Origin of the sequence: Enterococcus sp. AZ126 (assembly GCF_051714545.1) — a bacterium.
In the GTDB taxonomy this organism is placed as follows: Bacteria; Bacillota; Bacilli; order Lactobacillales; family Enterococcaceae; genus Enterococcus_L.
In genome coordinates this window covers 2,415,596-2,428,991 of record NZ_JBIOSB010000001.1, presented here as the reverse complement: position 1 = coordinate 2,428,991, position 13,396 = coordinate 2,415,596, and the positions used below count along the sequence as shown (strand labels likewise).

The following is a 13,396-nucleotide window of genomic DNA, read 5'->3' as shown; positions in this document are numbered from 1 at the left end:
TGTTACCCTTCCTTCTCTAGTTCTTCGTTGATTCTATATTGGATCATATCTGTGACGTGCTGCAAGAGGTCGTTCGCTTCCATCAATTGTTCTCTGTATGCCACAACCAAGGGATGTTCATCAAATTCTTTCGTCAGTTCATCCGCTTTCTTGATTGCTGCCTTTTCTGCTTCTGGTTTGTCGTAATGGGCAAATTGAACGGCATCTTTTTGAGCTGCTTTGATTTGTTCAACTAAGGCTGTAAGTTTCTCGTTATTTTGAACTTTTTTTTCTAGTTCTTTATATCGCTGAATCAATTCGTCCTCGCCGAGCAAGGTCAATAATTTCGTTAATTCTTCATTTATTTTTTTATCTGTAATGGATGGCTCCATGATTTCACACCTTTATTCTGGGTAAGATTTTGTACTAAAACAAGTCTACTTATTTTAACATAATTCAAACAGAATCAACAGTTTGTGGAGAAAAATAGAACCCATATTCGTATAGTTTATAAGATTGAGATTTGAAATAGTTGGTAAAAAACGAAATTAGGAACCCAACTTCTTGCACCTAACCATTGATAGACCTGCTTAATTGCTTTTTAGCAAAAAAAGGTTAGGACATAACTCTGCGAGTTATATCCTAACCTTAAGGAATCCGAATAAACGCTTCTGTCCCAACCTCTTCTAATTTATATGAATTAGGATACTTTTTTATTTTTAGATGCCTTATTCCATAAATGGGCGATCTTCACTGATTTGGATTGGTTCGATTTTTTTCGCTTGTCCTGTCTGATCATCAATATCGATCACACAAGCTGATAATAAACTCCTACCTTCTTCAACCACTTCGAATCGTTTTGGCAATGCGGTTCTAAATTTCTCAATGATCGGTCCGCGCTTCATCCCTAATATTCCATCATAAGGTCCAGTCATACCAACGTCACTTAAAAACGCGGTACCTGCAGGTAAAATTCGAGCATCATTAGTCTGCACATGTGTGTGCGTGCCAACAACGGCACTGACTTTCCCATCTAAAAACCAACCCATTGCTTGTTTTTCACTTGTCGTTTCTCCATGAAAGTCGACGAAAATCAATGACGTTCGCTTACGTGCTTCTGTGATCAATTCTTCTGCTTTGCGAAATGGATCATCGATGTCCGCCATAAAAACACGTGCTTGCATATTGATTACAGCGAGTTCAAGTTGGTTCACCTTGACAAATACCATCCCTTGACCAGGTGTCCCTTGTGGAAAATTAGCTGGGCGGATCATTTTTTTGGCATCATCGATAAATTCGAAAATCTCTTTATTATCCCACGTGTGATTCCCTAAGGTGACAACATCTACGCCGTCTTGTAAAAACTTCTTATAGATCTTACCCGTAATTCCTCGACCCGATGCAGCATTCTCACCATTAAGGATTGTTACTTGAGGACGATATTTTTTCTTTAATTTTGGTAAATAGGTCGTTATTGTATCTCGACCTAATGATCCCACTACATCTCCTATAAATAATATACGCAAAAAACTTCCTCTTCTCTTTTGATTTCTGCTTTCATTATAGAGGTTTTTGGAGTGGAAGGGAAGGGATGGAAATTTGCTAATCTTTAAAAAAACTAGTTTTGTATAAAAGAGTGTTTATAAAAGATTGTACTCAGTAAAAGAGTCAACTATTTTTTAATCTCCTTTAATTAAAGTAACTGGAAAAGTATTCTGACTAGAACTTACTAAAATACCGTGTATAACTACTTTTATTTCTGCTTCAAGTTGTTCAGCTAAAGCATTATCCCCAATATCCTTAAGTAACCGAATATATTCTTGAATTCGCTGCATATATTGATAGTCACCTGTGACTAAGTATTCTAGTAAGTTTTCTAAATATTTAAAATTTATTCGGTAATAGAGACTCTGTTCGCTTTGATCATGTTTTTTAGCTAAAGAAATGTATTTGAACGCACTGTTATAATCTTTTTCATAAATTCTAACGGTGATTACATTTAAAATAATATGATGCGCCAAATTACTTAAAAAGATGAGATCAGAATTTTTATTTCTAGAAGAAAAAACTTTTGTCATAATCAGATCAATTTGTTTTTTATCAAATAACCGTATAGTATTCAGAATTATTGCATAATCATAGTGTTGGAAATAGTTCTTATTCAATAGAATTTGGTATATTTCTTGTAATTCTTCTCCAGTAATCTTGTCGACTTCTTCCCAAAATTGAGCAAAATAATTTTTAATAGCCAAATAATTAGACAATTCCCTTAAATTCTTATTTTTGCAAGAGAGCGTTTGATAATAGTCTACTAATTTTCGTTTTTGCTTTTGATTCTGCAAATTTTCAGAACAATATGAAAAAAGCTTTTTATATTTGTATTGCTCCAAATCTAATGGAGCATTCGAAAAAATTTCCTCTGGAACGAGTGATAAAGTATTCATAATATTCTTTATGTCGTTTATTTTAATTTCTTGTTTTCCACCCTCAATTCTAGAATAAACAGAAGGATCTAAATTTGGTAAAATTTCTTTCTGAGTAAAATGCGACGTTTTTCTAAAAAATCTTAAAACCTCATGTATTTCCATTTGCCTTCTCCTTTTCATGCTATTTTGCCATGAAATTTCTTCATTATTTGAATGTCATACTATATTTATGTATAATCGTCTCTATTTTCATCATTTTAAACAATTTTAACGAATATCTATTTATTATTCAAGTATTATTTGATACAATTTGTCATACAACAAGTAATTTCTTTCATTTAAATTGATTCTAGTAGGAGGGATATGTATATACTGTTACGTTTTGAATATACCACATAAAGGGTGAATTAGTATATCTTTTTAAAAATATTGCTATTTTAGGTTTAGTAATAATTAAAATGCTCCATCATTTATTTTTCTTACTAACATAAATAATAAAAGAGAGAGGACATCATCGGTATGAAAAAAACAATTAAAAAAACAAATAATTTACAAGAAACCCGCACAAGTAATAACCTTACTCAAGAAGAACTTGCTGATAAAGTCAGTGTCTCTATTCAAACGATCAAAAGTATAGAAAAAGGAAAATATAAACCTTCCGATTCATTAGCTTTTAATATAGCCAATTCACTAAATAAAGAAGTCACGGATATTTTTGCTTAGGCCTTTGAAGTTAAAGACAAAATAAACGATCAAGATCCTTTAATAATCGTTATGGTATAGTTATCATTCATCTCTGAAAATTTTTTTGAGAAAACCATCATCCCCTATCTTAAATCTAATCAAACACAAGCATGAGACAAAAGTATATATAACTTGTCCCATGCTTGTATTTTAGCTCGATATTTTCTGTATGTTAATGAAAATTCTCTAGAAAAAGAACAGACCAAAGGGTGTGAGACAAAAGTAAAATCCACTTTTGTTTCACACCCTAAAGGCGAATAAACGATGGAACTACAGAAATAAGCTGAAACTGTAAAGCAAAGTGGATGTAATGAACTGGTGCTTTACATTACCTACTTGGTCACATAAATTTCTTATTATTTCTCAATTTGAAACACTTGTGTCCCAATCTTTTTATCACAATCGATTTGATTCTTTGGATTTTGTCCACCAACATTGGTTGACAAATACCCACTTTTTTTAATCTTCGATGTAAGTCCATTTAAAGTCATATTTTGCACCAGTCGAGTGATATACAACATCTTTGACTTTTTCAGAACGGAGGTGTGCTTCCGCTTTTTGATAAAGTGGGATAACACCCATGTCACCCATGATCACTTTTTCTGCATCCAACATATCGTTCCAACGTGCTTCTGGATTGTTTGCATTTGTTGTAGCGGCACTTTCTACTAATTTGTCATATTCAGCGTTTGAATAATGTCCTCTGTTATAAGAGTTGTCCGTTGTAAATAAATCTAAGAAGCTGCTTGGATCGGCATAGTCGGCACCCCAAGCACTCACTGCGATTTGGAAGTCTCCTTTATTTGAGCGATCCAAACGAACAGAAAATGGTACTGGACTAACTGATACTTTTAATCCATCTAGTGTGTCTGATAATGAACCTTGAAGATATTCAGCCATTTTCTTCGCATTATCCGTATCATCGATCAATAAATCGACTGATAATGTAGAAATACCTAATTCGTCTTTTGCTTTTTCCCATGATTCCTTTGCTTTATCAACATCATAAATCGCTTCATTGCCAGCTTCTTTAGCAAAGTCTTCATCTGTTTTTGGATTTACTGCCAAGCCTTCTGGAACTAATCCCATCGGCACTGCTGAACCATTTGCTAAAATTTGATCAACTAATGCTTTGCGATCAATCGCATACGATAATGCTTTACGTAGATTGGCATTGCGGTAAGGCGAGTCTTCTTCTCTTTGATTTGGCTCAAGATAGAAAGTTGCTGCACCTTTTAAGACAATATAGTCAGGTTCATTTTTCATTTGTTGCGCTAATTCACCAGATAATGGTACTTCGTCTGCTTGACCATCTTGGAATAGGTTCAATGAAGTTGGCGCCTCTTTTACAACGTCAATTGCTACTTTATCTAGTTTAACGGTATCTTTATCCCAGTATTTATCATTTTTTGTGTAAGACCAACTAGTATCTGTTCCTGGTCCGTCAAAATCTGTTAGTGTAAATGGACCATTGTAAACAGCTTTATCACTTGCCGTTGTATAATCTTTACCATATTTTTCAACAATATCTTGTCTTTGTGGTAAAAATGAAGGGAAGGCTAACAAATAATCGAAATACGGTGTCGCTTTTTCTAAATTGATTTCTAATTCATAATCTCCAACAGCTTTTATACCAAGTTCTTCTTTTTTCATTTCGCCTTTAGAAATCTTCTCAGCATTTTTCACAGAATTAAACATATAAGCGTATTCTGATCCAGTCGCAGGATCAACTGTTCTCTGCCAGCCATAAACGAAATCTGCCGCTGTTACGGGTTTATCGTCTGTCCATTTTGCATCTTCTCTTAATTTTATTTTGTACGTTAAGCCATCTTCACTGACTTCAGCCATTTCAGCTGCTCCGGCAGGTTGAGGTTTGCTCTCTTTATCTAAGCGGTAAATTCCCTCATAAACGTTGTTCAACGCAACAAAACTTACTTCATCAGTTGCAAGTGAAGGATCCGCACTTGGCATTTCTTGTCTTTCAATGAATCTAAATACTTTCTCATCGCTGCCTGAACCACTATTGGCATTTTTAGCGTTTCCACCACATGCGGCCAGAGCAATGCTGGATACTGCAATTATTCCTAGTAAGGCACTTTTCTTTAATTTCATATAAAAACCCCCCAATTTTAGTAAAATCTATACAAAATATAACAAAGTTAATGGGCATTCGTAATTAAACACTATGAGCAGTTTAGTAAAAATATTCTGAATTTTTTCTAATTTAAACGTAAAAAAAGAAGCAACAAGCCTTAAGCTGTTCCTTCTTTTTTGTTTAATTATTTTGCATAATCTACTGCGCGCGTTTCCCGGATAACGGTCACTTTGATATGACCTGGGTAATCTAGATCGTCTTCGATTTTCTTACGAATATCTCTAACTAAACGAACAGCTTCTAAATCTGTGATTTCATCTGGTTTGACCATCACGCGGACTTCACGACCAGCTTGTACAGCAAAACTAGATTCAACTCCTTCAAATCCATTAGAAATATTTTCTAAGTTTTCTAAGCGTCGAATGTAATTTTCCATTGATTCGCTACGAGCCCCTGGTCTAGCAGCTGACAATGCATCTGCTGCTGCTACTAATACCGAAATAACAGAAGTCGCTTCTACATCACCATGATGGGATGCAATAGCATTGATGACTGTTGAATTTTCTTTGTATTTGGCTGCTAATTCTGCACCTATTTCAACGTGAGAACCTTCAATTTCATGATCTAATGCTTTACCGATATCGTGTAATAAACCGGCACGTTTAGCTAATTGGATATCTTCGCCTATTTCTGCCGCTAAAACACCTGTTAATTTAGCCACTTCGATCGAGTGATTTAAGACGTTTTGGCCATAACTTGTACGGAAACGTAAACGACCCAAAATCTTGATCAAATCTGGATGTAATGTGTGCGCCCCAACTTCAAAGGCTGCTTGCTCACCGTATTCACGAATACGTTCATCCATTTCTTTACGAGACTTTTCTACCATTTCTTCAATACGAGCTGGATGGATTCGGCCATCTTGAATCAATTTTTCGAGAGTCATACGAGCGATTTCTCTACGAATTGGATCAAATCCAGAAAGTACAACAGCTTCAGGCGTATCATCGATAATCAAGTCGATTCCTGTTAAGGTCTCTAATGTACGAATGTTACGCCCTTCACGTCCGATTATTCTTCCTTTCATCTCATCATTTGGTAAACTAACAACAGATACAGTTGTTTCAGAAACTGAATCAGCTGCACAACGTTGAATCGCTAGAGAGAGTAAATTTTTAGCTTTACGATCCGATTCTTCTTTGGCACGTTGTTCAGATTCTTTGACCATCACTGTTAATTCATGACTTAATTCTTCTTCTGTTGATTTCATGATGATATCTTTTGCTTCATCTTTAGATAGTGAAGCAATACGCTCTATTTCTTGGTGTTGCTTTTCAACTAGTTCTTCTACATCTTTTTCTCGCTCATCAATTAATTGCTGTCTAGCACCAAGTTTCTCTTCTTTTTCTTCCAGTGAGTTTTCACGTTTTTCAAGAGAATCATCTTTACGATCTAACGTTTGTTCTCTTTGTAATAAACGATTTTCTTGAGATTTAAGTTCTAGTTTGCTTTCTTTCAACTCACTTTCAATTTCTGATCGATACTTCTGGTTTTCTTCCATAGCTTTTAATAAAGCTTCTTTTTTCAGAGTCTCTGCTTCTTTATTGGCACCTTCAATTATTCCTTCTGCAGAGGACTTTGCACCATCTATAGCCTTTTCATGACGTGATTTTGCAACGACTAACCCTAAACCAAGACCGACAATTACACCGATGATAGCGAGGAGTATTTCTAAACCCATTGTTTCCACCTCCGTACTATCTTCAAATTTTCAATATTCATGTAGTTTTCTGATAAACTATAATCAATTATCAATATGTCTACTTGCATACATGTAAAAGTTATATACTAATATTTGTATACAACTTTATTCTAATGTTTGTACACCAGTGTGTCAACTTAAAAAAGCCCTTTCTGGTTTAAAGAGCTTCTTTGTAGAAAAGAATAGTTGTTGCAAAAAAAAACAAACCAATAAGATGCTTTTGACAGCGCTTATCGGCTTGCTTTGTATTCAATATTACTCTTCGTCAAGAGGAAGTTCTTCTTGCGCCTGTTCTTCTTCAATAACAGCTGTTCCATCGCCAATACCGAATGCATCGCGTACACGCTTAGAAACTTCTTCGACCATCTCTGGATGTTCTGTCATGTAGACTTTGACATTTTCACGACCTTGACCAATTCGTTCTTCTTTATAGCTGTACCATGCACCACTTTTATCAACAATGTCTTTTTCGACAGCCATATCAAGTAACTCACCTTCTTGAGAAATTCCTTGACCATACATGATGTCTACTTCAGCTACTTTAAATGGCGGTGCTACTTTATTTTTAACCACTTTGATTTTTGTACGGTTACCGATGATATCTGTTCCTTGCTTCAATTGTTCTGCACGTCTTACTTCTAAACGAACAGTAGCGTAGAATTTCAAGGCACGACCACCAGGTGTTGTTTCAGGGTTACCAAACATAACTCCGACTTTTTCACGAATTTGATTGATAAAGATTGCAATCGTCTTCGTCTTATTGATCGAACCTGAAAGCTTACGTAAGGCTTGTGACATCAAACGTGCTTGCAGTCCAACGTGACTTGCGCCCATTTCCCCATCGATCTCTGCACGAGGTACTAGCGCCGCTACAGAGTCAATAACAACGATGTCGATGGCGCCACTAGAAACTAATGCATCTGCGATTTCTAATCCTTGTTCACCAGTATCTGGTTGTGAAAGGAGCAGTTCATCGATATTGACACCTAGTGCTTGCGCATATTGAGGATCTAAAGCATGCTCTGCATCGATAAATGCAGCAGTCCCGCCTTCTTGTTGCACAGAAGCGATCGCGTGTAATGCAACAGTCGTCTTACCAGAACTTTCTGGTCCATAGACTTCAACGATTCGTCCCCGGGGATACCCACCAACACCTAAAGCCACATCCAGTGCTAGTGAGCCACTCGGAATAGTCGAGATTTGTTGATCGATTTTTTCCCCTAATTTCATTACTGAACCTTTACCAAAGTTCTTTTCGATTTTTTTTAATGCGGCATCTAAGGCCACTTTACGATCATCTGCCAATCGATAATCCTCCTTATATATAAACGATTTAAATTCCTTTTCAATAAATATATCATAACTGGTTTATTTAAAAAAAGCAAGAGAAAAACGAACAAACATTCGCCTTTTTATTTTTTCTTATCAACTGCTCTTCGAATCAGGTCTAAGCCTTTCATCACAGCACTTTGACGAATGTAACTTCGATCACGATTAAAATGTTGAAGCACTGCTACAGTCGGTTGCCCTTTTTCTGCTAAACCAATCCAGACTGTTCCTGCTGGTTGTTCTTCTAATTCATCTGGACCCGCTACACCTGTAAATGATACGGCAAAATCTGCATCTGCTAACTTTCTTGCTTGCTCTGCCATCGCGATTGCGCAAGCCTCACTGACTGTTCCTTCTTTTTCAAGCAACTTAGGATCAATGTCTAGAAACTGTTCTTTTGTTTTAGCAGAATAAGTAACAAAACCTCCTTTAAATACTTTTGAAACACCTGAAATATCCCCTAAAGTACTTTGAAAAAGACCTGCTGTTAAACTTTCTGCTGCTGTTACAGTTTTTCCATTTCTTTTTAGCGCATCGACTGTAACTTTTGCTAAACTGTTCTCATCGCCATACCCATAGAAATACTCGCCGACTTGATCCATGACTTTTGATTCTAGATTATCCAATAACTGCTGACCTGTTACCTCATCAACAATCTTAGCTGTTAAGCGTAATGTTACTTCATTAGGCTTAGCGTAAGGCGCAATCGTCGGATTTGTCTGTGTATCGATCAATGTCTTCAATTCTGTCACTAATTGCGATTCACCAATCCCATAAAATCGCAAAACTCTAGATATCAACTGCTCTTTTTGTGGGAAACGTTCTTCTAATAGTGGACGAGCATTTTGTCGGAACATGGGTCTTAATTCATTCGGTGGACCCGGCAATAATAAATAGGTCGTATCCTGTTCTGTAATCAAGGTGCCTACTGCCAAGCCAGTGGGATTTTGAACAGCGATTCCACCATCGATCATTAAGGTCTGTCTTAAATTGTTTTCGGTCATTTTATTTTTTGAAAAAGTAAAAAATTCATGAAGGCTCTTAAGCCCCTGCTCATCTTGGATTAAAGGGTGATGGATGTGTGCAGCAACTGTGTCTTTCGTTAAATCATCTTCTGTCGGTCCTAATCCCCCACATAAAACAATCAAATCACTACGTTTTTCGGCGTCCACTAACAATTGTTCTAAACGCTGAGGATTATCTCCTACAACGGTATGATAATACACCTCGATTCCTAAATCTGCTAACTCTTCTGATAGGAAAGTCGCATTTGTATTGACAACTTGACCTAGTAACAGCTCTGTACCGACTGCAATAATCTCTGCTTTCATTTTTCTCCTCTTCTCTAATAAGATACGTAAATAATTCTTATTTCATTTTATCACAGGAATTTTTTTTGTCGCGGTGAAACGACTCTGATTCATTTATAAATCAAAAAGGTAAATAATTTATCATTTAAATAATAATATGCTACAATTTGTTTATTGAGAAAAAGGGGGAAAAGGGGAACATGTCAGTATTTATTGGACTTATAGGTTTTTTAGGAATAATAATTGGTGGCTTTCTTTTATTGAGAGCAGTCTTTAAGAAACAACCGAAGAAAAAAGTTTTACTTTTAACTAGCGCTAGTTTTATCATGATGGTTGGAGCGATTGCCTTAACACCAGCATCTCCACGAATTAATTTATCTAAAAAAATAATAGAAACAAATGATCAAGGAATCGCAATAATCGAAGGAAAAACAAACGACGAAAGCAGCATCAGTCTTGACGGCGAAAAAATCAAAACAAAAAACGGTGAATTTTCTTACAAAGTAACGTTAACAGATGATCACTCGCAAAAATTTACTTTTGTTGCTTCCATTGGCAATACTGACAAAGTTGAAACAATCGAAGTTAAGCCATCAAAAACCTTCGTTGCTTTTTTGAATGAAGAAAAACAAGGACAAGAAACACTAAAAAAAGCTGAAACAGCTCTAGTATCAGCAGAAAACAAACCGACGCAAAAAAATTATGATGAAGCCGCAACTCGTATCAGCACTTTAACAAGAGACAAAGACGACTTTACAAAACGTTTAGCAATTGTCAAAGAAAATATACCCATCTACGAAGCAGTTGAATTGGCGGAGTCGAAACAAACAAAAGAACAAGTCGATTCAGCAACTGACTTAGTGGCTAATGCAACCTTAAATAAAGATTCGTTACTAAAACGTTTGACCACGGTCCAACAAAAAATCACAGAAAAAGAATTAGCAGAAAAACAACTTGCTTCTGCTCGTGAAGCTGTTGAAAAAGCCGAACAAGAGCCAACAGATGATCATTACAATCAAGCAATTGCTAAGATCAAAGAATTGCCAAACAGTAATACTGAATTAACCAAGCGAGCAAACAAGGTTAAACAAACACTCACCGCTCAAAAAGAAGAAGCAAAAAAACTTGCAGAAGCACAAAAAGTCGCCTTAGAACAAGAACAAGCTGCTGCTCAAACGCCGGAAACGCCTGTACCAGACACGCAAGAAACAGGAGAAATGGTTCTAGTTACTCGCACAGGAGAAAAATATCATAATCACAAATGTGGCAGTGGAACCTATACTCCTGCGACATTAGAACAAGCAAAAGCTCGAGGACTTACACCTTGTTCTAAATGCTATCAATAATGTAACAACTATTTTAATACTTTTGTAAAACACACAAAAATGCCACGAAGGTTGGACATAACGCTACGAGTCATATCCTAGCCTTAATAAGCGGCGGGAGCAAGAGCAACTCCCTCTACATTTAGTGTAGAGGTTTTTTGCATGTAAACTCTTGTCGTTTATAAATAGAATGTTTTTGCTATAGGTGTTTTTTACAGTAATAATTTCTAATTCCAATCAATGCATGTATAAATACGCAGAAATCAAATATAAAATCCAAATATGCAATGGATAAAAGAAATAAAAGAAGTTTCTCATCCCTCTTCCTTTTTCACCGTTGAACAACAAAATAGGAATTACTGCAAAAATCATCATCCATTGTGTCATACCTTGGAAAAAGAAGAATACTGCGATAATCGTAATCAACAAACATTGCAACCATCGCTTATTTCTAGCTAAATACATAAGTGGAATCAATAATACCAGCACGCTGTTTTCCGCAAATAGTAAAGCCGGAATAAAAGTAACACCCAGAGCTGCTGCCGTGATCGTATTCGGATTTGACATAAGAATCATAAATACTCCTGAAGACAATATAGGAAATAAAATAATGACGATCCCTGTAATTATTTTGCTGAATTTTTTACTTGAATGCCCTTCAGAAATTTTGTCAATTCCATACATCATCAATGCACCCACCAAAAGGTCACGGAAAATATTGTTCATCAGCTGCACTTCATCATATCCAACCATCTGCTCCAAAACATTATTTCCTAGCGTCATGATGACCATGCCTAAATACAAACGTAACATATATTTCTCTTTACTTCTCGTATGTATAAAACCGATCACACTAACAAAGAAAAAAAGTGTTGCAACAGGTCTACCAAACCAGTCTACCCAAAGTGGTACTCCCATTGGAACAAACATTTGATGAATATGGTCGATAAACATCAAGATGATTCCAATTACTTTTAAATCAAATGTAGTAAAACCTTTAAACTTACTCATTGTTATACACCCCTTACACATTCGTCTAACTAATTATAGAAGAATAATTACTCTTTCACCTTAGAATCATCTTTCAGGAGCCTATCATTTTTGTTATATGAACGATATCCGTTAGAAATAAAAATAAGAGTGTGAGACAAAAGTAAACTCTACTTTTGTTTCACACCCTAAATACAAATAAATGATAGTAACAGAAGCAACCTTTTCTTATTTCTCAAAGTTAAACGCTTCTATGCCAGTCTTCTCTTAAATTGCGTTTTATTGGTGCACACTAAATCGTTGGTTCGGATGTGCATTTTTTTCAATGTCATCTACCATAGCGACCGCATAATCAGCATAAGAAATGTAGCTTTTTCCCTCTTTGTCTGTTTCTAACTCTTCACCAGCGATAACATATTCACCCGTTGCTGGACCTTGTGCATCAAATTCTGCTGCTGGACTAATATACGTCCAATTAACATTGTTTGCAGCTTCTAATAAATCTAGTCCTTTGCCCATTGCAGTAGCTAATGGTTTAAATGCTTCAGGGAAATCTGGTGTTTCACTCAAACGTACAGTATGTTCTGGATTTACAAATAAACTTCCAGCGCCACCAACAACGTATAAACGTGTTTTTTGATTTGTTAAAATGTCGATCAAATGTTGCGTCGATCCTGTAAATTCACTTACATCACCCCAGAAACCCAATGCGCTGACCAAAACGTCAAAACCTGATATATCTTCTGTCTTTAACGCATAAACATCTTTTTCAATAACAGGAGTTCCATCTGTAATTTTGGCTGCGTCACGAACAACAGCAGTAACGTCTAATCCTCTTTTTTTTGCTTCTTTCAAAATTGCTGAACCTGCTTTACCATTTGCGCCTAAAATTGCTACTTTCATATTTATCTTCCTTTCTCTTAATGAAACTTATTTTGTTACATTTAAATTTAAAAAGAGAAGAGACCTACGTCTCTTTCTGCTTGATTTGATGAATCACATCAGATAAAGCAATCTCTTTTAATTCTGTTTCCATACTTTGTTGAACTTTTTTATATTGTCCTTCTAACGCCGTTTGTATCGTTGCTCCTACCAGACAATCGGGATTAGGATTTTGATGGATATTGAATACTTCGCGATCCAATTCGACTGCTTCATAGATATCATAAAGCGAAATATCTTCTGGTTTTTTCAATAAATAGGTTTGGGTTGTCCCTCTGCTTGTATGAATAAATCCAGCTTTTTTTAGCTTGCTCATCAGCCTTCTGACTACAACCGGGTTCGTATTTACACTTGATGCAATCAATTCAGAATTGACCTGTTCGGGTGGCCCGATTTCGATCAAACTGAGAATATGGATCGCCACACTTAATTTCGTCGACATGGCCATGTCTATCACTCCAATTATTAGTAACTTCTAAGGTTACATTAAGATG

General features: G+C 35.9%; 12 protein-coding genes. 2 read left to right on the top strand and 10 right to left on the bottom strand.

All coding sequences use genetic code 11. The annotated features are described in order from the left end of the window. Positions 1–2: 2 nt before the first annotated feature. From IGI43_RS11505 to IGI43_RS11495, 3 genes are all read right to left on the bottom strand, one after another. Positions 3–371 carry a YlbF family regulator gene (locus IGI43_RS11505; protein ID WP_438757929.1) on the bottom strand — a complete coding sequence of 123 codons (369 nt, stop codon included), beginning with the start codon at positions 369–371 and terminating at the stop codon, positions 3–5. A gap of 336 nt (positions 372–707) precedes the next feature. Next, positions 708–1,505 (bottom strand): TIGR00282 family metallophosphoesterase, encoded by a 798-nt coding sequence (locus tag IGI43_RS11500; protein WP_438757928.1) that lies wholly within the window; start codon positions 1,503–1,505, stop codon positions 708–710. A 153-nt stretch (positions 1,506–1,658) separates the two neighbouring features. Continuing rightward, positions 1,659–2,567: a helix-turn-helix domain-containing protein gene (locus IGI43_RS11495; protein WP_438757927.1), complete on the bottom strand. Its 909-nt coding sequence runs from the start codon at positions 2,565–2,567 to the stop codon at positions 1,659–1,661. 357 nt (positions 2,568–2,924) lie between these two features. Here IGI43_RS11495 and IGI43_RS11490 point away from each other — a divergent pair, with 357 nt between their 5' ends. Next, positions 2,925–3,128 (top strand): helix-turn-helix transcriptional regulator, encoded by a 204-nt coding sequence (locus tag IGI43_RS11490; RefSeq protein WP_438757926.1) that lies wholly within the window; start codon positions 2,925–2,927, stop codon positions 3,126–3,128. Positions 3,129–3,608: 480 nt separating this feature from the next. On the opposite strand, the gene IGI43_RS11485 is transcribed toward IGI43_RS11490, so the two are convergent. The 4 genes from IGI43_RS11485 to IGI43_RS11470 all read right to left on the bottom strand — a co-directional run bounded on the left by IGI43_RS11485 (position 3,609) and on the right by IGI43_RS11470 (position 9,666). After that, complete coding sequence (locus IGI43_RS11485; protein WP_438757925.1) at positions 3,609–5,261, bottom strand: peptide ABC transporter substrate-binding protein; 1,653 nt, start codon at positions 5,259–5,261, stop codon at positions 3,609–3,611. 167 nt (positions 5,262–5,428) lie between these two features. Continuing rightward, the gene (gene rny / locus IGI43_RS11480) at positions 5,429–6,985 is read right to left on the bottom strand and encodes a ribonuclease Y (protein WP_438757924.1); all 1,557 of its coding nucleotides are present in this window, start codon (positions 6,983–6,985) and stop codon (positions 5,429–5,431) included. A 276-nt stretch (positions 6,986–7,261) separates the two neighbouring features. Further along, positions 7,262–8,311: a recombinase RecA gene (recA, locus tag IGI43_RS11475; protein ID WP_438757923.1), complete on the bottom strand. Its 1,050-nt coding sequence runs from the start codon at positions 8,309–8,311 to the stop codon at positions 7,262–7,264. A gap of 107 nt (positions 8,312–8,418) precedes the next feature. Further along, the gene (locus IGI43_RS11470; protein WP_438757922.1) at positions 8,419–9,666 is read right to left on the bottom strand and encodes a competence/damage-inducible protein A; all 1,248 of its coding nucleotides are present in this window, start codon (positions 9,664–9,666) and stop codon (positions 8,419–8,421) included. 179 nt (positions 9,667–9,845) lie between these two features. On the opposite strand from IGI43_RS11470, the gene IGI43_RS11465 reads away from it, so the two are divergent. After that, on the top strand, positions 9,846–10,991 hold the full coding sequence (locus IGI43_RS11465; RefSeq protein ID WP_438757921.1) for a hypothetical protein: 1,146 nt from the start codon (positions 9,846–9,848) through the stop codon (positions 10,989–10,991). A gap of 216 nt (positions 10,992–11,207) precedes the next feature. Here the strand turns inward: IGI43_RS11465 and IGI43_RS11460 are convergent, their stop codons facing one another. From IGI43_RS11460 to IGI43_RS11450, 3 genes are all read right to left on the bottom strand, one after another. Beyond that, complete coding sequence (locus IGI43_RS11460) at positions 11,208–11,981, bottom strand: TraX family protein (RefSeq protein WP_438757920.1); 774 nt, start codon at positions 11,979–11,981, stop codon at positions 11,208–11,210. A 258-nt stretch (positions 11,982–12,239) separates the two neighbouring features. Beyond that, positions 12,240–12,863, bottom strand: a complete 624-nt coding sequence (locus IGI43_RS11455; protein WP_438757919.1) for an NAD(P)-dependent oxidoreductase — start codon at positions 12,861–12,863, stop codon at positions 12,240–12,242. 64 nt (positions 12,864–12,927) lie between these two features. Further along, positions 12,928–13,350, bottom strand: a complete 423-nt coding sequence (locus tag IGI43_RS11450; protein ID WP_438757918.1) for an Rrf2 family transcriptional regulator — start codon at positions 13,348–13,350, stop codon at positions 12,928–12,930. Between the last annotated feature and the right edge of the window lie 46 nt (positions 13,351–13,396).

Coding starts and splice junctions, on each gene's coding strand:
- IGI43_RS11505 (WP_438757929.1), bottom strand. CDS start 371: ATGGAGCCATCCATTACAGATAAAAAAATAAATGAAGAATTAACGAAA.
- IGI43_RS11495 (WP_438757927.1), bottom strand. CDS start 2,567: ATGGAAATACATGAGGTTTTAAGATTTTTTAGAAAAACGTCGCATTTT.
- IGI43_RS11490 (WP_438757926.1), top strand. CDS start 2,925: ATGAAAAAAACAATTAAAAAAACAAATAATTTACAAGAAACCCGCACA.
- IGI43_RS11485 (WP_438757925.1), bottom strand. CDS start 5,261: ATGAAATTAAAGAAAAGTGCCTTACTAGGAATAATTGCAGTATCCAGC.
- rny (WP_438757924.1), bottom strand. CDS start 6,985: ATGGGTTTAGAAATACTCCTCGCTATCATCGGTGTAATTGTCGGTCTT.
- IGI43_RS11470 (WP_438757922.1), bottom strand. CDS start 9,666: ATGAAAGCAGAGATTATTGCAGTCGGTACAGAGCTGTTACTAGGTCAA.
- IGI43_RS11465 (WP_438757921.1), top strand. CDS start 9,846: ATGTCAGTATTTATTGGACTTATAGGTTTTTTAGGAATAATAATTGGT.
- IGI43_RS11460 (WP_438757920.1), bottom strand. CDS start 11,981: ATGAGTAAGTTTAAAGGTTTTACTACATTTGATTTAAAAGTAATTGGA.
- IGI43_RS11455 (WP_438757919.1), bottom strand. CDS start 12,863: ATGAAAGTAGCAATTTTAGGCGCAAATGGTAAAGCAGGTTCAGCAATT.
- IGI43_RS11450 (WP_438757918.1), bottom strand. CDS start 13,350: ATGGCCATGTCGACGAAATTAAGTGTGGCGATCCATATTCTCAGTTTG.